Genomic DNA, 24875 nt, shown 5'->3' with positions numbered 1-24875 from the left:
GCTCCTTCCCGATTTCGGGAGGAGCATTTTTCTTATAACGTTTGAGACGTATGTTGCTTTAACAATCGAATGATGTCGTCTAATTCATATTGCTGTGCCAACATCAAAGGCGTCAAACCATCCTTATTCTTAATCGAGACGTCTGCCCCTTGCTCTAGCAATACTTTCACGGTTTGAACGCCTTCCCCTTCCACCGCATGATGTAAAGGTGTGTACTTTTGATCATCAAGCTGATTGATGTTTTCACCGTTCTTTAAATACAGTTCTACTAATTCATTATTGTTACTATATACTGCTGTGATGAATGGACGTTCTCCGAAGTCATTGATTGCGTCCACATCACTTCCTTGCTTGATTAACGCGTCAAAGATTTCCTTTAATCCTTTACTTGACTTCCGGTATCCCAGATAGTGCAGTGCCGTATCGCCATCCGCGTCCACTGCCTTCATGTCACCGTCCGGTAACTCCTTCTGAACTTCTTCCAACGTACCTTTTTGAATGGCAGCCATCAACTTCGTTTCCTGCAATCCATTCGCCTTTGATTCATCCGATGAGGTGACGACAGCTTTTGCGGTTTCATTTGAAAACGAAACGTTCTGGACACTCCAGCCAATCAAAACGAATGCTACTATACTCGATGCTACCAACAAGAATCGAACAGCATGCTGCCCAGTAGGAGTCTCGCGTGACATCCAGCCTAATTCAATCAATCGTCTGTCTGTCGTCGGTGTCGTGTAGACCATTTCGCTAACGACTTCAGCTAGCGTAATCTGCCTCTTTTCAGCTAAATATGCTGTTACATCGATTTCATTGATCAATTGGTGCCGCCCGTTTTCTTTTAGAATACTCTGCATGACACTATCTGGATCGTCTACAAGATGCATGGCTTGACGATCTCGGTATAAGGATATCGTTCGTAAATAAGCCGGTCTTAAAAACGGAATCCAACTGCCTAGTAGTAATGCGAAGCGTTTTTCCTCGTCATTATGCTTCAGACGAAGTAACTCTCGAACTCGTTCGAACTCATTTCGCTCCCGCATGGCTTTCTCTGGTAAAAAAAACACGTTCGTTCGGAACAGACTCACGCCTCTAATCGGCGATACGTCGTCTCCGACGATATAGATGCGTGGTGTCTTTAAATTCAAACGTTCCGATAACGACGCGATATCATGATATAGTTCCGGAAAACGATATTCGGTTACCTCAATGCCTTCTTGTTGCAATCGGATCACCGAGGAAAAGAGTCGTAATATTTTCCAGGCGATCCAGACAATTGTTAGCCCCATTAAGACAAGGCCCAAAGCGCCCAGTTCAAAAGACAGGTAGACCAGTGCCCCTACTGTCGCAATCGCATTTAAAAACAAAAGCCAGAAGTATATTTTTCCTTTCATGCCAGTCCTTCTTTCTATGTGTCTCTTCTCTTTATTCTTTAGTTTAGAGTAACATTTTCAATTTTGTCGTGCCTATATTTTTCCATTCCTTACTCTTTATCGGTCAACTTCTTGTGATTTCAAAGCAAAAAGCACCTTATCTCAAAAAAGATAAAGTGCTACAGGCTTAAAGTGATGACGGTTTCGGTTCACGCAGGAGATGCTTGATGTCCTGGAACGTGACGAACGTCTTATTTTTTGCATCGTATAGTTTATAGCGTAAAGATTTTAAGCTAGAGAACAAACCGATCGTCGTCGCCTTTTGAAGGGGTGGCGTCGAGACGTGTGCCTTCTCTAGATGATAGTTCGGTACACGTGGACTCAGGTGATGGACATGATGGAAACCGATGTTTCCTGTCACCCACTGTAATATTTTAGGGAGTTCGTAATATGAACTGCCTTCAATCGCAGCCTTGACGTAATCCCATTCGCTTTCATCTTCAAAATAAGAATCTTCGAATGTATGTTGGACATAAAACAACCAGATACCGAGTACGCCCGCTGTGAACATCGTCGTCCCTTGGATGATCAAGAATGCTTGCCAGCCAATCCAGTAAATTAAGAGACCGTACAAAACGATCAGTGATACGTTAATCAGATATGTGTTAAGACGCTCTTTCTTCCGTGCGTCTTTCCGGTTGAAACGACTTGTCACCAAAATCAACAGCAACGGACCTAGCCCGAACATGACGAGCGGGTTCCGATAGAGTCGATATTTCAATCGCGTCCATTTCGATGACGCAATGCATTCTTCGATTGTCATTACCCAAATATCACCGACGCCCCGCTTGTCCAAGTTACCGCTTGAAGCGTGATGAATCGCATGTTCTCGTTTCCACTTTTCGTATGGAAATAGCGTTAGCACACCTGTAATGGTTCCTACGATTGCATTCGCTTTTTTGTTTTTGAAAAACGAACCATGTGTACAATCGTGGAAGATGATGAACATCCGCACGACGAATCCCGCAGCGATCATCGCAAGCGGTACTGCGAGCCAGGCTGACACGTGAAGTGCTTGATACGCCAAAAACCAAATGACGAGAAACGGCAGGATCGTATTGATCATCTGTCGGATGCTGGCCTTGATGTCTGCCTTCTCAAAAGGCGAGACATGTTTGCGCAGCTGTGCGATTTTTTCTTTACTCATGTATTACTTCCTCCTCGGGTTGTTCCAGCGTTCACGACGCTAATGATGATGATGCCTAAAAAATGAAAGAATTGAGCGGCGTACGTGACGATGTCCTCGGAGATTCGAACGTAATCATGCCCATATTGATTAATCGCTTGAATATTTTTAGTACCAAGTAATGATATCATATCATATATTTATCAGGATTTTGATTTATTAGAAAAGTTTTTAAAAAATGAGGCTGACAAAAAAGAATGACGCTTCTTTTCACGCCCTTTCCTCAGGCGAGACTCAAGTCAGTTTTCCTGCCTTATTCAGGCATGAAATTGGGGCTTGTTTGTCCCTGATAGCGCAAACATACGCATTTTCCTGTAGGAGTGGCGTATGACGCGTCACTCTTTTTGTTATGAGGTAAAGGTGACAGCTCATCACTCTGCCACCCTTACCTTTGTAGAGACTGACTGTTGAGTCATCCTCACTGTCATGTATTAGACAATTGGCGGTGACACCAAGATTTGTTCAGCGTTCCATTTTAATCGATTGACGACATTCGCTCCAGACCACTGTTCAATCTGTTGATACGCCGGCATAAGATGAAGATGGTCTGTTGCTTTTTTAGCGTTGGATGCGATGAAGTGTACCCATCCTTTTTGAATGGCACGCTGACAAAATAGCTTCTTTTCTTCTCCGTGATGACCGAGAATACTGTGTGTCGCCAGTTGACAACGCACGCCCTTTTCAATTAGCTGGACCAAACGTTCAGGATGCTCGAGAAGTTCTGCGTTATCTTCCGGTTGCGCAAGGATTGGCAAATACCCGTCTTCGATTAACCCGGTCATGATTTCTTCCGTATAGACCGGTAGCGGATCGTCGGGGCAATCGATTAACAGATAGGCGGTATCCGCTAAAGTCAAGACGTGCCCTTGGTTGACCGCATCACGCAATCCGAGTGTCAAACGCGTCTGTTGTCCCGGATAGACGAGGACAGGAATCTGTCGCTGGGCCAGTAAAACATTCAGCTCTGCTACGACCAATTGGACTTCTTCTGCTGTCGCATGCGTCGCATATGGTGTTGCGATGATTCGGCGCACCTCTTCCGCAACAGCACGCCGTGCCATGCGGATTGTCTCTTCGACATGAGTCGCTCCCTCATCGATCAACGGCAAGAGATGATTATGAATATCGATCATCGTCCTTCCCCCTTTTCTCATTCGTCGTTCCATAAAAAATGATATCATAAAAGGAAACGGAAAATTCATACATATCCTGACGTTAGAAGGAAGGAGGATGCCTTATGCATCGCGCCTTATCCGCTTTACAATTCTATACTTCGCACACGGAAACCGATGTCAAACGTCTTCACGAACGAATCCACTTGTCCTTATCTACCTCTTCCTCTCTTCATGCGACCTGCCTTCATCTGACAGGGATAGCACCCTCGCGACCGTTTCAACAAGATACGGTTCGTCCAGAAGAGTGGCAACGATTTTTGGACGGTCATCCACACGAGAGCATCGCTGACTTTTATGGTTTCCTTACATCTGTTCCTTTACTAGATGAAGGAGACGAGATGCCGCTCGAACAGACGACGCCCACTGCAGTACCGAAAAAGCAAGTCTTGTCCTGGCGACTCGTCCTCCTCGCGCTCGCTTGCTTCTGTATTGGTGCGCTTGCTACATGGGGATATCAGACATGGGCGAAGAAAGACGTAATCTATCATTTCGTCTCCACGAAATCGAGTCCGATTTATCGTCATCCTGATTCCTCGACCGTTCTTCAATCCGCCGACTTTGGTGATGCATTCCCTGTCCTCGATATCGTCAAGGATCGTGCGCGTATCCAGCTCCCTGACCGGACGCAGGCTTATATGAAAGCGAGCGACCTATCCGAAAAAACGATTGGTTCCATGATGACGGATCAGGCGCTGTTGAAATGGACGGACGCATATATGACACTCCCGAAACAAACACGAGCGGCCGATCTATTGGATGATCCCGCTACGACATGGGTCGGTCTCGGAACGCCGAAACAAAAAATCAAAACGGCTGTAGATGAAACATGGACGTATGAGTCATTCACCGTACACCTCATCGATGATCGCGCATACGCCATCGATTGGAAGAGCCCACGCCTTTCCCAAAAAGAGTTGGCGCGTCTTGGGACGTTCCAGCGAACGAATACAGCGGGACGACTGCGCATAAGCACCCATTATCATCTCCAGATCATCGAGTCCGAGTCGCGTATTCAGCTGATTCGTCTAACAAAACGGATGTAAAGCAAAATCAAGAAAAAACCGCTCTCTTTATGCTATTATTAGATAAATAATGGAATTTAACGGAGGGTATCCTATGAACATTTTAGTAACAGGAGGTGCTGGCTATATCGGCAGCCATACCTGTCTCGAACTGCTACGAGAGGGTCATGAAGTCATCGTCGTCGACAATTTAAGTAACAGTCATCGGAGTGCCCTTGAACGTGTCGAACACATCGCGGACCGGACGGTCACATTCTATGAGTCGGACGTGCGGGATGAATCGGCACTCGAACGGATCTTCCAAAACCATTCGATTGATGCTGTCATTCATTTTGCCGGTTTAAAAGCGGTTGGTGAATCGGTATCACGCCCGTTGTTCTACTATCAAAACAACCTGATCAGTTCGCTCGTCCTACTCGAAGTGATGGACCGGCATGATGTCAAAAAACTTGTCTTTAGTTCATCTGCGACCGTCTACGGTGTGCCGGAGACGACACCGATCACCGAATCTGCTCCGCGCTCCGCGACGAATCCTTATGGTGCGACGAAACTGATGATCGAGCAGATGCTTGAAGACATCGCGTTCGCTGATCCGACGTGGGATATCACATTACTCCGCTACTTCAACCCGATTGGTGCCGATATGAGCGGTTTGATCGGTGAGGATCCAAACGGTATTCCGAACAACTTGATGCCATATGTGACACAAGTTGCTGCTGGAAAACTCGACACCCTTCAAATTTTCGGAAATGATTACGATACGGATGATGGTACGGGTGTCCGCGATTATATCCATGTCGTCGACTTAGCGAAAGGACATATCAAGGCACTCTATCATGATCATTCCGGGATCGAGGCATTCAATCTAGGAACGGGACAAGGGACAAGTGTGCTTGAACTCGTCGCGACGTTCGAAGATGCGACGTCTCTGCAAATCGATCGAAAGATCACGGCACGACGTCCGGGTGATGTCGGATCGTGTTATGCGGATGCTTCAAAAGCAGAACGCCTCCTCGGATGGAAAGCGGAGAAAGACTTGTATGATATGTGTAAGGATGCTTGGCGCTGGCAATCTAAAAATCCAGACGGGTATCAAAAATAATAGGTAGGATAAATCGTTTTACCTGCAATTAAAAAGGGCGATCCACTTCCGATACGAATTCGGAAATGGATCGCCTTTTCAAATTAGCCTACATGCTATTGATCTACTCAAAAGAACCTTTAATCGCTTCACATCCACGAACGATTCAATCGTTCACTCCATCGCGTAAAACGCATCGAGCGTGGCGGTAACACCATCCGACAAAACGTATGGTAATCAATATCCGAGACATAATGGATGAGTCGCATGAGCGCAAACGCAAACGTCAAGGTCGATCCGATCGCGAAGCTGAGACCGTATCCGGAAAAACCGAACGGCGCGATCAACAAGGCTAAAATCCCATTAGAGAAGAAGAACACGCATGAAATCCATGCCGCTCCTTTTTGATCTTCAAAATACAGTAACAAGAGGGTCAAGACGAGAACCATCGCATTCGAGAACGCACCGATCGTCGTCATTTGGAAGATGCTAATCGTTGCTTCAGGTAATGCGAGGTAACCGAGCAACGTCGAGGCGAACAATAAGGTGAACAGCGTAAACAATCCTTGATTTCGAAACAGTCGTTGTAACTCCTGTCGTAAGACGAGTAACATCGCGTCCCGCGCTTTTTCAACTTGATCCAGCGTTCCGCCCTCGTTCGCGTATCCATAGAAGATGCGATACCGTTCATAGAAACGCGTCTCGACGGAAACGACGAAGATCGTCATCGTCGGGATGACCGTCAAATAGGATAAGAAGATTGCCGTATCGTATAACGGATGATAACGGAATGTCCCGAGATGAACAGCACCGCCGTCAGAGAACCAGATGACCCAGTTCCCGACCCACACCCCGATATTGTAGAGAAAACTTGTCCAAAAAAGCGCCGGGTAACGATCAAAATAACTCAAGTAGGTAAACTGATTTTTCGTCCCGCGTTGCGGGAACGTCAACAACATCGAGGTGAATAGACCGAATAACGTGATGATCATGCCGAATGTGAAACCTGCCGTTAAGGCAAGACTTGGTGTCACGATACCCGTTACATACTCCATCAGATACCGATCAATCAGTAAGACCGATCCGACAGCTACGATACCGCCAATCAAAAAGCTGTATGCGACAGCCTGATAGAACTTCGCGGCACTTAAGAATAGGAAATGCACCCAGATCAAATTGATCGTCATGAACAATATGAAGATCAGCCCGTTCAACAAGAACGGAAGTTTTGAGAAGCTGAGGAAGATGAGAAAGGCGATACTGCCTAACGCCATCGTCATCTTCGTCATACCTAGAAATGCAGGAAACAGATCTTCATATCGTTTCTCGTAGAAACAGTCCGCCAAATAGCGCGTGACGACGAGTTGCTGAATACCGAGCAACACTTGTGAAAAAATGAAGCTGTATGAGACGACCAGATTGAAGGTCGTCCGTTCTTCAAAAGAAGCAATCGACAGGAACGTCGTCAGCCACTGGGTCACAGCGATCGTCAAGATGACGATGAGCCATGGACCGGACGTGACGAGTCCAGCGAAAGCATATGCCTTTAACCGAGATGAGAAATAGTCCTCTTGAAACAATTTTTGAAGCTTAAACCCGATGCCCGCCATACGTCACCCCCCTCTCTTGATACAATGTTTGATACTCCGAGATGAAGCGGTGCGTCTGGTAATACGCAAGCGCGCGTTCTTTCCCATTTCGTCCAAAGCGAATCGCTTCTTCCGGATGTGACTGGAACCAGGCACACCGTTCTGCGATCCGGCGAGGATTGACCGGTGGCACGACGAATCCAGCCGGCCCGTAAGGATCATCCTCACGTCCGTTGATCAGCTCGGAACATGCACCGACATCAGTGACGACCCACGGTATCCCTGCAGCCATGCCTTCTAGGACAGCCAGTGGTTGACCTTCGGAAATACTCGTCAACAAGCAGACATCAAATGATGGCAGATAGCTCCGGATATCGACCTTTCCGACGAGTTTCACACTCTCTGATAGTTCAAAGAGATCGATTTGGTCTTGGCATTCACGGGCGTATTCCGGATCCTCTTCAAGCGGACCCATGATCGTCATTTCAAATGGAACGTGCATTTCCTGTAAAACCTTCGCGGCATGGATCATCGTCTTGATGTCCTTGATTGGAACAATGCGGACGATTGCGCCGATCCGGAGTACATCTTGCTTTGGAGTATGTCCTAACGCAGCAAGTCCTGTCGCATCAATTCCATTCGGGATGACGCGAATTTTTTCGGCAGGTGCTCCAAGTTCACGCTGCAATTCACCGTTTCGGTCAAAGAGCGTGATGATATTGTCCGCCCCAGCGTAGGCTTCGCGTGATAAGTGATGGAAGAACTGCACCCAGTGCATGCGGTATTCTTGTGGAATCCACATCGCTTGGACGAGCTCCTCTTCTCGTTCACGGGAGTAGATCCCGTGTTCCGTTAGGACGAACGGGACGTGTTGGCGTTGTTTGATCGCCGCTGCGACGAGTCCCGCATATCCCGTCGACGCGGAATGGATCAAATCGACGGTCGGTAAGTCGGCTTGGAGCAGTTCCAGAACAGGCGCATACATGCTACGCCACATCCATAAATAATCGATGAAGGAGCCAGCTTGTCGTTCTTCCCGGTAACTCGTCTTGACGAGATCAAAAAAGAGACGACTTGAGAAAAATTGCGTCGATGTTCCGATCGCCTGACCGAAGAGTGGGAAAATCGACGTGTTCGTCGCTTGGAATCGCATCCATCGTTTGATATCCTCTTCCTGCTCCGGCGTCAACGTCTGTTTTAGCGGACGCGTCTCATGCGTTTGATCGAGTGGAAGGTTCGTCACACCAACGACGTTCGCGGGAAGCGTGTAACGGAACTCTGCTTCCGTCATGCGTGTAGGTGTGATCGTGATCAGCTCGAACTCATGCTCTGTCATTTGTTGAATCAGCATATGTGCCCAACTAGCGACGCCACCACTGACATAAGGGTAACTCCCTTCTAACACTAAACCAATCTTCATTGGGATCCCTCCAGTACCGGTATGCGCGCGAAGTTCTTCTTGAGTTCTACTTCGTATAAATCGTCCGCATCTCCAAGTTTTCGCACTTGCCCGTACGCGAAGGACCCGGTCGCTAGTTTTCCTTCATTGACACGAACGACCATCTTCGAAGGAAGGAGCATTTGACTACCGGAAATCTCAATCGCTGTTTTAGAATAACGAACATCGATTTTCGATTCTTGATACAACTTCATTTTTTTGTAGCCATCGTACTGTGTCATGCTCTCGAGATACGGATAATCCGTATGGATCGTTTTGAACATCTTTTCTATCGAACGTTCCATCGTCGGCCATCCTTGCCCTTTTGAGCGTCGTTCATCAAGGACGTCATCCGGGTGGATGAAGTGCGAGACAAGTCCGAAGTTCGCGACCGCATCTGCTAAGACAAACATGTCTTCAGGCGATTCATTATATCCGCTTGTGATCCGTGGGAAATTATAGAGATTCTTATAGGTCGAATCTGGTTCGAACTCCTGAATGTAACTTCCTTTTGATGGGTCTCCAATATAAAGAGACGCGATAATTAATCCATCCGGAAATGCTTCATTTAAGACGGATAAACCGGTCGGACCAATGATGTTCGAAGGTGGTACATAGCTGCGCAATTGCTCGTTCGGGAAGAAATACTGATGTGCCGTTTTCACTTCTTCGATACCTTTCATCATCTGCTTACGGTTCTCCCAAGTGATATATCCGAGACTCGGATCCATCGTTTCCCCGTTAATGATGAGTGGTTGGTGGTTATATCCATGTAAACCAAGTTCTCCACCCATCTTCAATAATCCGCGTCCGAAGTTCAGCATCGGAAAACGAATGTTTTCAATCAATTGTTTTTCCGTATCATAAATCGCATTCTTGTAGCTTCCGATGATGAATCCGGAATAAATGACATCCTGTTCCTTCGCGACCCGTTGCATGTCTTTCCACCAGACTTCTGCAAAGAAATCTTTAACGGTCAAATCATAGTTTTTCTGAATCGCTGGATTGGAGGCATCTGGTACGGGTGCCGGGAAATCATCGAAGTGCGCTAGCTTTACAGCGACTTGCTGACTGACGAATGTCGGAAACAGTAATGACAGGGACTGGACGAGTAGACCACGCGAGTTTTTTTCGAGTAACGAAGAAGTATTCCAGAACAAGACCTCTCCTTTTCCGTATTCATGGGTCCATAAAATTGGATTCCCATCAGCCTCGATTTTGACGTCGGCATCTTTTAACGTCACATCCGCAATACTATGGACAAACAAAGTAGAAGTCTTCGGTAAATCGATATACCCGGGAAATAAATCTTTTTTGAATGTCATCCCGTTAACATTCTCTTTAAAATCACCAAAGCGTTCTACCCCTACTAAGTCGCCCCATTTCGGATCAATGAAGCGACCGGCGATGTACAAGCGACCGCCTTGTTGGACGAATTTCCGAATGGTCTCGTACGGCCATTCTTTCGTATGTTCACCAGATAAGACTAGTACGGTCCGGTCACTCGGTTGAAGCATCTTGATGTCTGATGTGCGAATCCGTTGGTGATCGATTTTCGCATATTTCAATGCGTACGAGAAATTTTCGATTGCGCCTTTTGATAGATCGCTATCGTTTTGAAGCAGGTAGACACGAAGTGCTTCCCCTTTTGCTTCAGTCGTTTTCGTGTTTGCTGTCTCGAATGAACGGACCTTCGTTTTTTCAGAAGGAATCAGTCGATGTGGATAATCGAGACGAAACAGCTGTACGATGCCCATCGTCACGAATAAGACGACAAATAATCCAATGAGATAGCCATAAGGTTTCTTATTCATTGGTCTCCTCCTTCCAAACGTTCCAATATGAAGCGATGCTCTTCTGGAATATCCTCTTCTGCTACTGTTGTTCTTAACTGATGGAGCACCGGACCGATCGAAGTCCAGTCCTGCCGTTGAAAGTAATAACGAATCAACGCTAAATATCCGTCTGGCAACGTCGGATGGATCTGAATCATCTCTTCGTAGAAGGAAATCGCTTTTTCCTCTTCGCCTTGACGTATCGCCATTTCCGCTTCCGCTTCAATCCGGACGAGATCCGTCGGATAGAGAGCGCGCATTTGTTCTAGCACGAGGTGAAGTCGCTCATCGAGTCGACCGATACCGCCTTCATCTAATAGACCACTGTCGAGGAAGGTTTTACATTCCTGAATGAACAGATGATACGTCGTCACGTCTACCGGATTGAGTTGTTGTTCCCGTAGCCGAAGATTTGCTTCATAACGGTCAAATAAGGAATTTCGGACCGTCGCTGCGTAGTGGACGGTTTCCGAGTCATCATGATCAAGTCCGTATTGCAAATACTTCCCAGTCTCCTTCAAGGACGATGTCGTCAAATGAATCATCGATTGCTTCCGGCGTTTCGCATCCATGTTCAATGCCTCCTTGATCGGAACCATCTCCATATTGTCTGCAGCTTGCTGTTGAAGTCCTTCGAGATTCATCACGTCGAACTGCACATATTCATCGTAATCCAGTAACGTATCGGAAGAAGCAAAACGACGGGAAATCAGATAAGCCAGTCCCCCTAGTACTTCACCGAGAAGTGGTAGGACGGCACTGAACAAGCACACGAACGTTAAGATCCCTCGCTCTTGCTCTGGCAATCGAAAGACGAGTACACGATAAGCCAATACGATGAGTAAAAGATGAAGTACATAAAGAATGAGCAGGAGTGCCGTCATTGGACACGCCCTCCTTTTTGAACGTACACAGCCTTGATTCGTTCGAGGAATCGGTTCGCATGTTCTTGAGGTGTTCCGGGTAATAAGAATTGGAGGTGCTCCGTGTTTTCATCAAAACCGATCAGGTCAATTTCACGCATCGATTGTCGCAAGATCAATTCCAGTTCAATCAGAGAGAACGGTGTATTTCGAATATCAAGTTGAACGAGACTATATGGCTGACCATAATGCTCGCGTCGATATTCTTGATACTTCACTTTCTCCTCGAAGTGCTCCCGTTTAAAGATGCGCGTGCCTTCGATCAATTCATGACGCGTCTCGATCCATTCCATCAGCATCGCTTTCTCGATGCGCGACCCTGTCCAATCGACGATCAATTGCATGACGTGCATCTCATAGTTCGTCAAACGTTCGAAGGCGATCGATTGAATGACGACGACTTCCTGGATGCGTCCGTCATAACGGATTGGTGCAATCAGTAACGGGACATCTGTCTCATCAATTGTCCGGATGGCAATCGCCTGTTTCTGGAACATCCGTTGATAGATGCCTTGTTCCGGATCGATGAACATCGTTTGCGGCAACAGTTCCTTATCACCAAAACGAATATGCAAACGAAGCGTACGACGTGACGCATCAACGTGATAGATCGCGATTTCCTTCGCATCGAAGGAATCCTGTAAGATTTGCAACAGCTTATCGCGTACGATGTCCGCGACGGATTGATCAAGTTCTGTTCCGATCCGGTAAATGTTCGTCAACGTGTGATTGGATTCAAGCACTTTGTTACGCATTGCCTCTTGCGCAACGCGCAATTTTTCGAGCGTATCGCGCAACCGTTCGTTCTCTTCTGTCACTTCCTCTTGTCGTAAGCGTAAGGATAGATAACGTTCTTGGAAAGAAGTACTGAACATGCCGCATGAAATCGCGACTAAGAAGTGCAAAATGATCCATGACAATTCGCCACGATCATAAACGAAGAGTAAGACGTCTTCTCCCGCCCAGGCGAGAGAACTCAGGTGATAAATCATCGTAAACAGAAAACTCGCGAATGCTCCGAGGAGTCCATAACGGAGAGAAAAAAGTAAAATATAAAAAATAAGCGGATCAATCGTCCATTTTAAGATCGAAAGGTTAAACATATAGTCTAAAGTGCCGATAATAAGAATACTAACGATCATCTCAATCCACTTGATGCCTTGCCGGTGCTGAGTATATATCATTTTATTCACTCCTTTTGTTTTTTATCGGTATGAAGATGGAAGAAATGTATCGTTGGAACACTACAATTTCATATCGAGAAGGGCAAACTTACTGAAAAGTAAGGGCGCAAAGACATGGGTCGTCGATCTACGGATACCGATCGCCAGTCTGCAATGCCGCGGCCGCTCTCTGATAATTAATCAGGAGGCTATCAACATGGGTATTATCTCACTCAAGCGCATGACGTCTATTTTGTGCATTCTTTTATTAGGAGTGTTCTTCATGTCGTCACTAGACGCAAAAGCAGAAAAATCCAATCCATTGGACAATGCGAAGTCGTACAAAGTTTACTACGACGCACCGTCAGCAGCGAAAATCAAAAAGATGCAACAATACGATGTCATGATCATCGAACCCGTCTTTTATTCCGCTGCACAAATTAAACAGATCCAACAAAACGGTACAAAAGTATACGGCTACATCAACACGATGGAAGCAGACAACTGGAATACGGATTTGATGGGACAACTCGTCGAGTCAGACTTTTTCCATCGCGATGGTCAGCGTATTCATTACGCTGAATGGGATTCGTACTTAACGGATATTACATCGAAGCACTACCAAGCTGTTTTAATGAAAGAAGTCGAGAAACAAATCGTCCAAAAAGGACTAGATGGCGTTTTCCTCGATACAGTCGGTAACATCGATAACGAACATGCCGACCAGCCTGCCGTTCTTGAACAACAACGGGTAGGAATGACAAACTTCTTAAAATCACTAAAAACAAAACATGCGTCTCTATCACTGATCCAAAACTGGGGATTCGGAACGTTGAAATATCATACGTATCCTTATGTCGACGGCATCATGTGGGAGAACTTCAATTATTCAACGGTCGCCAACGATCAGTGGTCAAAGGATCGGATGACAGACCTCCAAAAATTGAGTCAATCTCAAGACATCAAAACATTGACGATTTCTTCTGTACAAGGAACAAAAAGTGCGACACTCGCTCAAAAGAATGGATTCCTTCACATGAAATCAAACGTCGATTTGAATTACAATAAATTCTAAACCCTTTCATATACCACCTTATAAAATGACAGTGAATCCCATCACTTGTCAAGTATCTGGCATATGCTTTACTTCGAAGATGAAGGACCATTTCCCTCTAAAATCTGAGGAAAATGGTCCTTTTTGTCTCGATAGAAATCTATTATGTCAAATACTGATATACAGTATTTGACACTACTTGTTTTTAATTATATATTTTAGAAAACTATTTGTATAGATTGGATGTCTTATATATGATTCAAAACTGGATGATTCAAGGGTCCATGATATTCGCCCTGACGTATCTCCTTTTAGCCACATACCAACTGATTCGTAATAGAAATAGTGAAATCGCAGGCACTGTCATCCTGATTCTCTGGTTTGGCAGTTACTTGTTGGTCATCGACGTCTTATTTTTATCATATGCATTGATCTGGCAAGTCATTCCTTTTGTTATACTGGCCTATCACCGAGAAAAAGAGTCATTTATCGGTGTAGCGATCATCACGCTTATCCATCTAGCGATCCATGCAAATGGCGATGCTGTACTGCTCGCATCAGCAGGAATCGTGATTCTATCATTACTTTTACGGCAAAAGACATATCTCGCTTTACGCTTAGGTATGCTCCATCTTCTGATTGGAAGTATCATTTTGTTCTTTCTACCGGATCGAACGCTTTCCACGATCGTCTTTCATGTAAGTCTCACGTTATTGATGTACGGTATATTCCTCTATCTGTTGCCGCTGCAGCAACGCCACCGAAAACAGCTCGAGGTCTATCAACATTTAGCGGAGTATGATGCGTTGACGGGGCTTGCTAATCGGCGGGCATGGGAATTACGTGCCAAGACACTCGCCGGTCAATCTTCGACCTATCACTTGATCATCCTTGATTTGGATCAGTTCAAACAAGTGAACGACCAATATGGTCACTCTAATGGTGATGCCGTGTTGGAACAGTTCGCAAAAATTTTAGAGCGCAATACACGCCCAGAAGATTTAGTCGCCCGGATGGGTGGCGAAGAATTCATCGTGCTCCTGACCGATTTGACGGCAGAACAAGCGACTACCATCGCTGAACGGATCCGTCAGGAAGTCGAACGGCATACGTTCCGTTTGCTAGACGGCTCTTCGATTCACGTCACGACATCAATCGGACTCTCTTCCGGAAAACGCGGCATCCCTGTCCAGCACTCGATGGAACTATCGGATCAAGCACTCTATCAAGCAAAACGATCGGGACGAAACATCGTTCGGATTGCAAGTCATCTACTATAAAGAGTTCGACGCTTACGCGAACTCCACCTTACAGAGGACACATCGTCCGACGTATAAGGTGGAGTTTTTGCTGTTTATAATTAATCAAAAAACGTGTACACCCCCTCGGGCGTACACGTCTGCTTCACTGGAATCGTTTCAGGAACGCTTTTAATTCTTCATGCATTTCAGGATCCTTCATCGCATATTCAATCGTCGTCTTGACGAAACCGAGTTTCTCACCGACATCATGACGGTTCCCCTCGAAATCAAACGCATAGACCGCTTGGTCCGCATTCAACCGTTCGATCGCATCGGTCAATTGAATCTCGCCCCCAGCGCCTTCCGACTGGTTTTCCAAGTAATCAAAGATATCCGCCGTCAAGACGTATCGACCCATGATGGCAAGATTCGAAGGCGCCGTCCCGGACTCCGGTTTCTCGACGAATCGGCGGACCGGATAAAGTCGTCCCTCTTTATCGAGCGGATCGATGATTCCGTAGCGGTGTGTTTCTTTCGGTTCGACTTCTTGGACACCGATGACGGACTGACCGGTCTCTTCGTAGGCGTCCATCAACTGCCGGATCGCCGGCGTCTCCGATTCGACGATATCATCACCGAGCAAGACGGCGAATGGTTCGTCGCCGATGAATTGACGAGCCGTCCAAATCGCATGACCGAGTCCTTTCTGTTCTTTTTGACGAACATAAAAGATATTCGCCAGATTCGTCGAAGCACATACCTTTTCAAGTAACTCCGTTTTTCCCGACGCCTGAAGTGCGGCTTCTAGTTCATATTGATGATCAAAATGATCCTCGATCGCACGCTTGTGTTTCCCGGTCACGATGATGATATCTTCGATTCCTGCGGCAGCGGCTTCTTCAACGATGTATTGGATCGTCGGTTTATCGAGAATCGGTAACATCTCTTTTGGCATGGCTTTTGTTGCCGGTAAAAAACGTGTGCCGAGCCCCGCAGCTGGAATAATGGCTTTTTTGATTGGTTTTTTCATGACATTCGCTCCTTCGATCATTCAGTATGCAGCCAGTTCATCAGGTTGCGGTAATTTTCGATGCCTTGTGTTTCATATAACCCAGGTTTCGTCCGCACATGTGGGAGTGGTCGTTCGACGATTTCGACCATCTTTTCTGCGAATCCCGTGACGTCTCCTTCAGGGACGAGGTAACCATTTTGACCATCTTCGATGATTTCACGCGGTCCGTACCGAACGTCGTAAGCAATGACAGGACAGCCGACATTAATGCTTTCCATGACGGTTAATCCGAATCCTTCAAAGCGACTCGTCAATAACGACGCACGGGACGCAGCGAAGACTTGGTCCGGTGTCGATGTGAAGTCGTGAATGAGAACATCTTCCTCGATATTCAGTAAATACATCATCTGCTTCATCAATGCTAGTTGTCCATCCTCATCCGCGCCATACAGCGCAAGCTTCGTCGGATGTCCCGATCGTTTGAAGATTGCGTAACTGCGGAGCAAGTGCTCGAGTTGCTTTTGTTTTCCAAAGCGTCCGATAAAACAGAATTGATCCTCTACATGCGTCCGGTCGATCTCGACCGGTTTGATCGAGTGCGGAATGACTGCGAACTGATCATCCGGTATCGGAAAACGCGCTTGAATCTCGTCTTTTTGATGTGTCGTCAAGACGAGATATTTTGCCACACGATCCGATCCTTCGAGAGCGGTTTGGTAAGATTTTTTGATTCGTTGCTGATCTAATTCCAAATGAGAATTATGGAACACGAGAATATTTTTTGTCCTTACCTGACAGTTGAGCAATGACCAGTCGAGAAGTCGCGCATCGTTAAAGACGATATCTCCATCCGTCAAACGATGATTGAAGTAGTAGAGAAATAAATCCTTTTCAGTCTGAAAGGTATGGACAGGACGTCCAAGTTGGTAGGTTTGAATCGAAATCAATTTATTCCGTTTTTGTTCCTCATAATGTTTTTCGCAGTAGATATGACCTTCTTGATCATAGAACTGTTCATGAATTTTTTTATGCGTTTTTGGTGAGTATCGAATCTTGCGATGCAATCGACCGTTATCGTTATATTGCCAACGTTCGACTTTTTTCTTCGATGCAGGACTCATGAAATCTTCAAATGACAGCTGATCACTCGCTTCATGGTACTTCCGGTATAAGACATATGTGTCCCCGTCATAGTACCGGACTGTGTCTGTGTCTACCTGCACAGCTCGTAATCCTTCGATTTCCCGGGAAGTCACAAACGGTGTCGTAGCTTCATATAATCGATTTCCGGAGAGCCATTCGTAGATATTCTCGATTTGCGTCGTCTCGCTTAAAATGTTCTTTTCTCTAAAGATTTGTACGATACGATCGTATGCTGCATCATAGTTGGTTGTAAGGATCGTTGTCGCATAGCCAAGGTGTTTTTCGATCATTGCGATTCGACTGAGGAGCGACTTCGTGCGTCCCCCATGTTGTGCCGGTAATGTCGAAGTCATCGTATACAGCATGATTCACACTTCCTTTTTCCCGTTCTCCGAACTATTCTCTGTTAAGACAGACAGTCGCCTGTTTTCTTTTTCATATTTCAGCATCTTTTATTATTTCCGATCTGCCTCTCTCAGAAACTTCAACGAGCATATTGTTTACTCTTCCCTCTTTTTTAACGGTTTAACAGCAGGTCCTTCCATCACTGCCCCGTCGTGTGCAAAGCGCGAACCATGGCACGGACAGTCCCATGAGCGTTCGGCTGCATTCCACTTCGTATCACATCCCATATGGGTACACGTCGTTGAAACGAGATGAAGCCTTCCGGCAGGATCACGATATCCCCCGACTGTCTTTCCATGATGCCGCACAAGTCCTCCTTCGTCAGGCTGAAGATCTTTTGCGTCACGATGTGCTTTTGATACTTTCCCTTTTACGAGTTCGATCGCGACATCCGCGTTATTCTTGATGAATTGGGTCGCGTCGACTGCTTTAAGTTTTGATCGCGTCGGATCAAACAGATGTCGAAACCGATTCGGTGTCCCAGTTAAAAGATCACTGAGTAACAGTCCTGCCGCAATACCATTCGTCATGCCCCATTTTGCAAATCCGGTTGCGACAAAGACGTTCGGGTCATCTGCTGTCATTTGACCGACATACGGGATGTGATCCAGTGTAATCAAGTCCTGCGCCGACCAAAATCGGTCGAACGTTTCCACTTGAAAGGTGTTCGTCGCAAAATCAGCTAAGTGCTGATAACGTGCCATCGTTTCCGTTTCGTGACCCGATAAATGATTTTCACCACCAAACAGTCCTAATCGACGACCGTCCGAAGTACGTGTGTGTCGTAAAGAACGACTTGGTTGATCGGCACTCATGAACATACCGTCAGGAAACGAATCGTCGACGAATCCTGAAACGATGTACGATCGATGAACTTCAAGCTTCGAAAAATATAATCCTTTGAAATCATGAAACGGAAAATGGGTTGCGATCACGACCTTCTTAGCTTCAATACGATGTCCATTCTCAAGGACGATCGTCGGTGTTCGATTACTTTCAATCGTCGTCGCCCGTGACTTTTCATACAGCGTCCCACCTTGTCGGACGAAATGTTCTGCTAAGCCCTGTAAGTACTTGACGGGATGAAACTGTGCTTGATCGCGCAGAACGACCGCCCGCTTCACGGTGTACGGCAACTTCTTCTGTACTTCATCTGTCGCATCGCCACCGTTTATCGCAAGACGAGCATACGCTTTGATTTCACGATCCATCGCATTCTCTTTTGAAGAAGAGACATACAGATACGCGTCTTGGGTCTCAAGCTCACACGCTAGATCAAGACGTTCGACTTGATGACGAAGAAACGTAATGGCTTCTTCATTTGCTTGATAATAAAGTCGTGCTTTGTCCTCTCCTACACTTTTGATCAATTGATCATAGATGAGACCGTGTTGAGACGACACCTTTGCCGTCGTATATCCAGTCGTACCAGCTGCCACCTCTTCTGCTTCAATAACACCCACGTCATACCCTCGTTCTGCGAGTTGCAAAGCGGTGACTAAACCGGCAATGCCAGCTCCAACGATGACGACATCATGTTTTGCGTCTGTCTCAAGGGGTGGATACGATACACCAGCAGATGATGCTTTCCAATACGATGACGGGAAACCGGATAATTCAGACATACAAAAACTCCTCTCTTCAAACAGGCACAACGATCAACTTCGATAGTATTAGTGCTTCCCTGTCTGCGACAAAACATGCACAAAAGATATTTTTTATATAAGAACGTCATCCGAAGTTTTTGAACCTTAAATATGAGCAACGAAAAACAGCCCCTTTTTAATCAAGAGGCTGTCCATATTCATGAACTTAGTTTGTCCGCTTGGCGTTCCAGCAGTCCGAGGCGGCGAATCTTTTTCTCCTCGACGACGGCGACAATGGCGAGGGCGATCAAACCGAACAGTAACGCAGCATTAAAGATGACAAACGTGTCACTCCAACCGTGCAATGTAACGGAACCGATCGTTAGACCATTCGTTTCCGGATCAGCGATTTTTGCGAGACCGACTTTTGCGATCGAATCACCGAACAAGTAACCGAACGTTCCGACCATCCCGTTCGTGACTGTCGTCGCTTGTTTTGGTGCAAAGCTGATGACCGAGACACCGATCAAGAGCTGCGGGCCGTAGATGAGCGCACCGAGTGCGAACAATGACGCATAAATCATGAGTTCACTCGTACCGTAACGATAACCGAGGACCGCGACAGCCGTCAGCAAAAGACAGATCGCGGCAACGAGCGCCCGGCGTCCTTTGAGTAAATCGGACACGTAACCCCAAATCATACTGCCGCATAACGCACCGATTTCAAAGAAGAAGATTGTATTGACGGCACTCTCCGTGCTGAAGTGCAAGTGTTCCGTGACGTAGAGTGGTGCCCAGTTATCAATCCCGATCCGGACGATATAGACGAAGACGTTCGCGATACAGAGCGTCCAAATCCAGGGGTTCGAGATAACGTATGTCTTGAAGATTTGCCATTTTGTCATGCTTTCTGCAGCAATATTTTCCGGTTCGATCGGTTCCTCGAAGATTTCTTCACTCCGATTCCATCCGAGTTCCTCCGGATCATCCTTCCCGATGAACAGACCGACGATCCCGATGACGAGCGCGATCGCAGCTGGGAAGATGAACATCCCGACGACACTGCCGTTAAAGAAGACGTTCGCTCCCCAAAGGGCGAGACCACCGGCAATCGCTCCACCGATGTTGTGCGAAACGTTCCAGAAGCCGAGGTAGCGTCCGCGTTTTTCAAACGGTGTCCAGCGAGCAATCGTCGAGTACGACGACGGTCCCCCAACCGATTGGAAGAACCCACTGAGTCCCCATAAAACCATCAAGAGACCGACTGGACTTCCACCGGCACTCATCAACAGTCCCATCGCGGTGACAATTAGAGAAGATAAGATCAATAAGAACGAGATGACACGTTTCGTGTTTTTCCCGTCAACGAAATAACCGAGTAACGTTTTCCCGATTCCGTATGTAATCGAGAAGGCGAAGCCGATATATCCGAGTTCCGTCGTCGTAAAGCCGAGTTCCTCTTTCAAGAGCGGTTGCGCTGCCTTGAAGTTGTTCCGGATGAGATACATCGCCATGTATGAGAAGAAGACGACTAAGAAGGCCTTTAAGAATTGTTGTAACCATTGTTTCCGTTGTACTTCGATTGGTATGCCGGCATTCGGCAATTTTTTGATGCTGAAGAAGCCCATCTTCCATTTCCCCTATCTGAATCAGAGTCTTCGCATCATTTGTCCTGGAGCTGATTGAATCGACGGAGATAATCCCGGTAATCGGCGACGATATCCTGTCCGACGTTTTGCTGGATCGGTTGTGTCTTCGCGATCGCATAGGTCGGCGTACCAAACGAGACTTTCCGCAAGATGGCCTGACCGTCTGCTGAAAGCACGAAACGCATGAAGGCGTTCGCCTGCTTTTGTTGCGTCCGTCCTTTCAGCTTTGAAATCGCGTTGATCGAGTACGTATCGAGTGGAATGCTTTTGACCGGATAATACTTTTCGCGCAGCGATTGTTGATCCCCGATGAAATTGACCCCAAGCATCGCTTCCCCACTTGCGACATACGACGTCGGTGCAAAGCCGTTCGCCGTGAACAGTCGCGTTCGCTCGATTAGCTGGCGTAAGACGTTTTCCGCTTTCGTCCCGTATCCGTCAAAGACCGCTTGCAAGATCGTCGCACCGGTACCGGAATGGTTCGGATCCGGCAAAATCAACTCGTCCTGATACCGCTTCGCCGTCAAGTCAGCGAGCGTCTTCGGATAAGCTGCTCCCCCGAACCGCTCGTTCCAAACGTCTGTATTAATGACGATCGCTAAGCGTTCGACTTCATAGCCGATCCAGTAGCGATCCGGATCCTGCAGTTCCGCTTGATCCATGTCGCTTGGGAACGGTGTCGACAAGCCGCGTTGTTTGAGCGTCTGGTGGGCATCCCACGTTCCGCCGATGATGACGTCGGCGCGCGGGTGATCCGCTTCCTTCGTCACACGCCGGACGAGTTCTTCTGTCGAAAGACGCACGAACTCATACGTACAACCCGCCTGCTCACAATATGATGACAGCAAGGCGCGACCGATATCCTCTTTCGCGGAGACATACGCCGTCAAATGCGGGACGGTTTCCCGCGCTGCAGTTCCTTGCTTCGTCTGTTCATTGTTGCGGACGATCCAAATGCTCATGAGACAAATGATACTCAGCAAGAAGAGCATTCCTTTTCTCATCGATCTGCCTCCTTCCCGGTCGGCAGGAGTTGTCCTTTTAAATAGAAGGTGTTTCCATTGTCATCATCCATGTACTGGACGCTAAACAATGTCTCGTATACGGTGATATTCAGCAGATTGGCACGCGTATTCTGCTCACCCTTGAACCGCTGGAGCTTGAGAATGCGCGGCTGCCGCTGACTCGCATCAAGTGCCTGACCGACTTCTTCGTAGTCCGTCATCGGCTCTGCTTGCGCCAGGCGACGCTTGACGTCTTCACGCTCGCGTGCGGTTAGAGTACGCGACCGTCCCGCTGCATACCATGTCACGACTTCCGCCTCAGCAAACTGACGCGCGAGCTGTTCCGGTTCGTGATAGGCGTTTAAGAACCGTGCTTTTAATGTCGTCGTTTGGGTGCTGGGACGTTTTGCAACACATTGTCCATTCAGTGTCATGCTTTCCCCGAGCGAGAACGTCCACGTCGTTCCGTTTAAGAAACGAAGCGTTCCGGTAAACGTCGCCGTACCCGCCGGACAGGTCCCGTTTGTCACCGTCTTCATTTGCTTCAATAGCGTCGTGATGCGCTGGACTTCCGTTCCGTCTTCTACCGTCTGCTCCCCCCATGCCCGGTGACGTAATGTCAACTCCGTCGGCAGCGAGTCATCGGAAGCATTCAGTCGTTTTGGTCCATCGAGGACATGTAAGCGTCCGAAGACCGTCTGCTGAAGCAAAAGAAGACCGAGGGCAAACAAGACCCCCATCAGGAAGAGATAGGCGATGGTCGATGCTTTCATGATTCCTCTCCTTGCTTGATTCTTAGATTACGGGGCAATTGTTTCGTAAATCCGGTCGAAATGTTTCGTAAATGTATCATTTGTAAGCGATTACATCATGTTTGGTCGGCTAATCGGAAGGTGAGTGTGATACGTGTGCCACTCGCATCACTTTCCAGTGCAAAATCACCGCCTTGTTCCTGCATCAAACGCCGACAAAGCGGTAGACCAAGTCCATTCCCGCTCGCCGTCGTCAGACTATGTTGCTCCTCCTTCCATTCGGTAAGGACGGCTGGATCCATACCAATTCCGTCATCTGTCATGAGAAGTTGTAAGCTCGTGTCCGTACTGACTGCTGCGAACGTCACCGACATCGCGTCACTGTACTTGACGGCATTCTCGAGAAGATTTAACAAGACTTGCTTCGTCTGATCCGGTTGTCCGAGCACGTAAATAGAAGGAACATCTTGTTCGACTTGAATCCCTTGTCCGTCAAGTCGAAGTTGCATGATGAATAAGGCATCTGCGAGCAAGGCATCGAGTGCGAACATCGTCGACGTCGCGTGGCGTTCGTTGCGTTGTTGTTTCGCCTGTTCAAGATTGTGTGAGACGAGTCGCAATAAGCGCTGGCTCTCGATCTCGATGTAGTGGTAACAGTGCGCTGCTTCGTCTGGCGGTAGTTTCGGAATTAACTCGACATAGCCCATGATCGCCGTCATCGGCGTCCGGAGTTCATGGGTGATGTGATCAATGAACGTCTGTTGGTCGTTTCGTTGTTGTTCCAGTTGTCCGATGTTGTGCTGAATCGCGTCAGCAAGCGTCGAAAAGTCCGCTGCCAGTCGATTCAGTTCTTCGTATGGATAGGCTGGAAGTGCGTTTGCATAATGCCCCTTCGTCAAGGCATGCGAGACGCTACGTAAATCGTCGATTGGTCCGATTAACGTCTTCGCCATTCGACGGGCCGTCCAAACGGCAATCACAATCAACATCAGAAACACACCGGTGAAGACATAGGTAAATTGTCGAAGCAGTTCCGCTTCCGTCCGGAGATCGACGAGAAAGCGGACTGAACCGATGACGTCTGTCTCACCATACAGCGGGCTCGAGAAGAATAGTACAGGAACATCGGTCTCTTTGAGGAACAGATAACTCGATTTTCCTTTTAAGGCTTGATCAATGTCCCCTGCGAGAAGCGGTAATTGATCGCGCTCCGAATCGGCGAGTAGTTCCGCATTCGGTCCGAACAGTTGGACGCGCGCGTCAAACCGGTCTGCTAAGTATGAAGCGATTGGGACAGCCGTATCGGCGAGCGAGTCCGTCTCTTCGCTCGCGAGATAGTTTGTTGTATAGAGTTCTGCTTCCCGACTCAGTTTTTGGACAGACTCGACAGCGTTCTCATAGAGGTTCGATTGGATGAAGGCATAAAGAATCAAGAAGAGAACGAGCAGTGCCGGAACGAGGAGCAAAACGAAGTTTTCCGTGATGACTTGACGTAGCTTCATGCGTCGACCCACTTGTAGCCGACACCGTAAATCGTCTTGATCCGCTCCCCTTGCGTTCCGAGTTTCTTCCGTAAGCGCTGGACCATAATATCGACGGCACGGGTCTGACCGGAGAAGTCAAAGCCCCAGACCTGTTCGAGCAGTTCGTCACGCTCGAAGACCCGTTTCGGATGGGTCAGGAAGAGTGCGAGCAACGCATACTCTCGGTACGTCAGCGGTAACGGTTGACCATCGAGACGGATGACCCGTTCTTCCGGATCAACCGATAAGAAGGGATCCGTCAAGACAGGCATGGGTGGTGCGACCGTCTTTACACGTTTCAACAGATTTTTCACACGTAAAACGAGCTCTGTTCCATTAAACGGTTTCGTCATATAATCATCCGCTCCGAGCTGCAGACCGATGATCTTATCATTCATTTGATCACGTGCTGTCAGCATCAAGATCGGTAAATCAGGTGTCGTCTTCCGCAGCTTGGGAATCAAATCGAAGCCGGTCGTATCCGGGAGCATCAAATCGAGGACGATCAAATCAAACGTCTGCGTCTCTTGCAATGCGAGTGCCGTTGCCCCGTCCGCTGCCGTCTCGACCGTCTGACCATCGAGCTCAAGTTGGAGTTTGACGAGATGTCGGATGCTCGCCTCATCATCAATGACAAGAATATGCATAGGAATTCCTTCTTTCT

20 protein-coding genes and 1 riboswitch are annotated in these 24875 nt (G+C 47.4%); of the genes, 4 read left to right on the top strand and 16 right to left on the bottom strand.

Annotated elements, in window-relative coordinates; genetic code table 11:
- Positions 1 to 32: 32 nt before the first annotated feature.
- The 3 genes from EXG77_RS02420 to EXG77_RS02410 form a co-directional block, all read right to left on the bottom strand.
- Complete coding sequence (locus tag EXG77_RS02420; protein ID WP_052017085.1) at positions 33 to 1391, bottom strand: ankyrin repeat domain-containing protein; 1359 nt, start codon at positions 1389 to 1391, stop codon at positions 33 to 35.
- A gap of 166 nt (positions 1392 to 1557) precedes the next feature.
- A complete protein-coding gene (locus EXG77_RS02415) occupies positions 1558 to 2577 on the bottom strand; it encodes a fatty acid desaturase (protein WP_035396031.1) in 1020 nt (339 codons plus the stop codon).
- Positions 2578 to 3047: 470 nt separating this feature from the next.
- Positions 3048 to 3749 (bottom strand): tyrosine-protein phosphatase, encoded by a 702-nt coding sequence (locus EXG77_RS02410; protein ID WP_052017084.1) that lies wholly within the window; start codon positions 3747 to 3749, stop codon positions 3048 to 3050.
- A gap of 104 nt (positions 3750 to 3853) precedes the next feature.
- On the opposite strand from EXG77_RS02410, the gene EXG77_RS02405 reads away from it, so the two are divergent.
- Together EXG77_RS02405 and galE are read left to right on the top strand one after the other, a co-directional pair.
- On the top strand, positions 3854 to 4834 hold the full coding sequence (locus tag EXG77_RS02405) for a hypothetical protein (protein ID WP_035396030.1): 981 nt from the start codon (positions 3854 to 3856) through the stop codon (positions 4832 to 4834).
- Between the two features lie 73 nt (positions 4835 to 4907).
- The gene (gene galE, locus EXG77_RS02400) at positions 4908 to 5915 is read left to right on the top strand and encodes a UDP-glucose 4-epimerase GalE (protein WP_035396028.1); all 1008 of its coding nucleotides are present in this window, start codon (positions 4908 to 4910) and stop codon (positions 5913 to 5915) included.
- Positions 5916 to 6043: 128 nt separating this feature from the next.
- Here galE and pelG read toward each other — a convergent pair whose 3' ends face one another.
- From pelG to EXG77_RS02375, 5 genes are read right to left on the bottom strand one after another with little or no spacing between them, the layout of a single operon-like run.
- Positions 6044 to 7504, bottom strand: coding sequence for an exopolysaccharide Pel transporter PelG (gene pelG, locus EXG77_RS02395; RefSeq protein WP_035396025.1), 1461 nt, complete (start codon positions 7502 to 7504; stop codon positions 6044 to 6046).
- Positions 7485 to 8903 carry a GT4 family glycosyltransferase PelF gene (gene pelF / locus EXG77_RS02390; RefSeq protein ID WP_035396020.1) on the bottom strand — a complete coding sequence of 473 codons (1419 nt, stop codon included), beginning with the start codon at positions 8901 to 8903 and terminating at the stop codon, positions 7485 to 7487. Before pelF ends, pelG begins: the two co-directional genes overlap by 20 nt.
- A complete protein-coding gene (locus EXG77_RS02385) occupies positions 8900 to 10735 on the bottom strand; it encodes a DUF2194 domain-containing protein (protein ID WP_035396018.1) in 1836 nt (611 codons plus the stop codon). The genes pelF and EXG77_RS02385 overlap by 4 nt, the downstream gene beginning before the upstream one ends.
- Positions 10732 to 11640, bottom strand: a complete 909-nt coding sequence (locus EXG77_RS02380) for a hypothetical protein (RefSeq protein WP_023469426.1) — start codon at positions 11638 to 11640, stop codon at positions 10732 to 10734. The genes EXG77_RS02385 and EXG77_RS02380 overlap by 4 nt, the downstream gene beginning before the upstream one ends.
- Positions 11637 to 12863: a GAF domain-containing protein gene (locus EXG77_RS02375; protein ID WP_023469427.1), complete on the bottom strand. Its 1227-nt coding sequence runs from the start codon at positions 12861 to 12863 to the stop codon at positions 11637 to 11639. Before EXG77_RS02375 ends, EXG77_RS02380 begins: the two co-directional genes overlap by 4 nt.
- Positions 12864 to 12934: 71 nt before the next feature.
- A riboswitch (cyclic di-GMP riboswitch) is annotated at positions 12935 to 13019 on the top strand.
- Between the two features lie 106 nt (positions 13020 to 13125).
- Between EXG77_RS02375 and EXG77_RS02370 the strand changes: the two genes are divergently transcribed.
- Positions 13126 to 13917, top strand: coding sequence for an endo alpha-1,4 polygalactosaminidase (locus tag EXG77_RS02370; protein ID WP_235147602.1), 792 nt, complete (start codon positions 13126 to 13128; stop codon positions 13915 to 13917).
- 233 nt (positions 13918 to 14150) lie between these two features.
- Positions 14151 to 15176, top strand: a complete 1026-nt coding sequence (locus EXG77_RS02365; RefSeq protein ID WP_052017083.1) for a GGDEF domain-containing protein — start codon at positions 14151 to 14153, stop codon at positions 15174 to 15176.
- A 124-nt stretch (positions 15177 to 15300) separates the two neighbouring features.
- On the opposite strand, the gene galU is transcribed toward EXG77_RS02365, so the two are convergent.
- The 8 genes from galU to EXG77_RS02325 all read right to left on the bottom strand — a co-directional run bounded on the left by galU (position 15301) and on the right by EXG77_RS02325 (position 24858).
- Complete coding sequence (galU, locus tag EXG77_RS02360; protein ID WP_023469433.1) at positions 15301 to 16167, bottom strand: UTP--glucose-1-phosphate uridylyltransferase GalU; 867 nt, start codon at positions 16165 to 16167, stop codon at positions 15301 to 15303.
- A 17-nt stretch (positions 16168 to 16184) separates the two neighbouring features.
- Entirely contained in the window at positions 16185 to 17657 is a 1473-nt protein-coding gene (locus EXG77_RS02355) for a glycosyltransferase (protein WP_035396016.1), read from the bottom strand.
- A gap of 135 nt (positions 17658 to 17792) precedes the next feature.
- A complete protein-coding gene (locus EXG77_RS02350; RefSeq protein WP_035396013.1) occupies positions 17793 to 19322 on the bottom strand; it encodes an FAD-dependent oxidoreductase in 1530 nt (509 codons plus the stop codon).
- A gap of 179 nt (positions 19323 to 19501) precedes the next feature.
- Positions 19502 to 20911, bottom strand: a complete 1410-nt coding sequence (uhpT, locus tag EXG77_RS02345; protein ID WP_023469436.1) for a hexose-6-phosphate:phosphate antiporter — start codon at positions 20909 to 20911, stop codon at positions 19502 to 19504.
- 35 nt (positions 20912 to 20946) lie between these two features.
- Entirely contained in the window at positions 20947 to 21936 is a 990-nt protein-coding gene (locus tag EXG77_RS02340) for an ABC transporter substrate-binding protein (RefSeq protein WP_052017082.1), read from the bottom strand.
- On the bottom strand, positions 21933 to 22709 hold the full coding sequence (locus EXG77_RS02335; RefSeq protein ID WP_035396010.1) for a DUF3919 family protein: 777 nt from the start codon (positions 22707 to 22709) through the stop codon (positions 21933 to 21935). Before EXG77_RS02335 ends, EXG77_RS02340 begins: the two co-directional genes overlap by 4 nt.
- A gap of 95 nt (positions 22710 to 22804) precedes the next feature.
- Positions 22805 to 24190 carry a HAMP domain-containing sensor histidine kinase gene (locus EXG77_RS02330; RefSeq protein WP_035396007.1) on the bottom strand — a complete coding sequence of 462 codons (1386 nt, stop codon included), beginning with the start codon at positions 24188 to 24190 and terminating at the stop codon, positions 22805 to 22807.
- On the bottom strand, positions 24187 to 24858 hold the full coding sequence (locus tag EXG77_RS02325) for a response regulator transcription factor (protein WP_035396004.1): 672 nt from the start codon (positions 24856 to 24858) through the stop codon (positions 24187 to 24189). Before EXG77_RS02325 ends, EXG77_RS02330 begins: the two co-directional genes overlap by 4 nt.
- Between the last annotated feature and the right edge of the window lie 17 nt (positions 24859 to 24875).

Origin of the sequence: Exiguobacterium sp. OS-77, assembly GCF_000414195.2 — a bacterium.
GTDB lineage: Bacteria > Bacillota > Bacilli > Exiguobacteriales > Exiguobacteriaceae > Exiguobacterium_A > Exiguobacterium_A indicum.
This window is presented reverse-complemented; position numbering and strand designations above follow the sequence as displayed.

Excerpts from the sequence above, each read along its gene's own strand:
- EXG77_RS02420 (WP_052017085.1), bottom strand. The coding sequence starts at position 1,391 with ATGAAAGGAAAAATATACTTCTGGCTTTTGTTTTTAAATGCGATTGCG.
- EXG77_RS02415 (WP_035396031.1), bottom strand. The coding sequence starts at position 2,577 with ATGAGTAAAGAAAAAATCGCACAGCTGCGCAAACATGTCTCGCCTTTT.
- EXG77_RS02410 (WP_052017084.1), bottom strand. The coding sequence starts at position 3,749 with ATGATCGATATTCATAATCATCTCTTGCCGTTGATCGATGAGGGAGCG.
- EXG77_RS02405 (WP_035396030.1), top strand. The coding sequence starts at position 3,854 with ATGCATCGCGCCTTATCCGCTTTACAATTCTATACTTCGCACACGGAA.
- galE (WP_035396028.1), top strand. The coding sequence starts at position 4,908 with ATGAACATTTTAGTAACAGGAGGTGCTGGCTATATCGGCAGCCATACC.
- pelG (WP_035396025.1), bottom strand. The coding sequence starts at position 7,504 with ATGGCGGGCATCGGGTTTAAGCTTCAAAAATTGTTTCAAGAGGACTAT.
- pelF (WP_035396020.1), bottom strand. The coding sequence starts at position 8,903 with ATGAAGATTGGTTTAGTGTTAGAAGGGAGTTACCCTTATGTCAGTGGT.
- EXG77_RS02385 (WP_035396018.1), bottom strand. The coding sequence starts at position 10,735 with ATGAATAAGAAACCTTATGGCTATCTCATTGGATTATTTGTCGTCTTA.
- EXG77_RS02380 (WP_023469426.1), bottom strand. The coding sequence starts at position 11,640 with ATGACGGCACTCCTGCTCATTCTTTATGTACTTCATCTTTTACTCATC.
- EXG77_RS02375 (WP_023469427.1), bottom strand. The coding sequence starts at position 12,863 with ATGATATATACTCAGCACCGGCAAGGCATCAAGTGGATTGAGATGATC.
- EXG77_RS02370 (WP_235147602.1), top strand. The coding sequence starts at position 13,126 with ATGTCGTCACTAGACGCAAAAGCAGAAAAATCCAATCCATTGGACAAT.
- EXG77_RS02365 (WP_052017083.1), top strand. The coding sequence starts at position 14,151 with ATGATTCAAAACTGGATGATTCAAGGGTCCATGATATTCGCCCTGACG.
- galU (WP_023469433.1), bottom strand. The coding sequence starts at position 16,167 with ATGAAAAAACCAATCAAAAAAGCCATTATTCCAGCTGCGGGGCTCGGC.
- EXG77_RS02355 (WP_035396016.1), bottom strand. The coding sequence starts at position 17,657 with ATGCTGTATACGATGACTTCGACATTACCGGCACAACATGGGGGACGC.
- EXG77_RS02350 (WP_035396013.1), bottom strand. The coding sequence starts at position 19,322 with ATGTCTGAATTATCCGGTTTCCCGTCATCGTATTGGAAAGCATCATCT.
- uhpT (WP_023469436.1), bottom strand. The coding sequence starts at position 20,911 with ATGGGCTTCTTCAGCATCAAAAAATTGCCGAATGCCGGCATACCAATC.
- EXG77_RS02340 (WP_052017082.1), bottom strand. The coding sequence starts at position 21,936 with ATGAGAAAAGGAATGCTCTTCTTGCTGAGTATCATTTGTCTCATGAGC.
- EXG77_RS02335 (WP_035396010.1), bottom strand. The coding sequence starts at position 22,709 with ATGAAAGCATCGACCATCGCCTATCTCTTCCTGATGGGGGTCTTGTTT.
- EXG77_RS02330 (WP_035396007.1), bottom strand. The coding sequence starts at position 24,190 with ATGAAGCTACGTCAAGTCATCACGGAAAACTTCGTTTTGCTCCTCGTT.
- EXG77_RS02325 (WP_035396004.1), bottom strand. The coding sequence starts at position 24,858 with ATGCATATTCTTGTCATTGATGATGAGGCGAGCATCCGACATCTCGTC.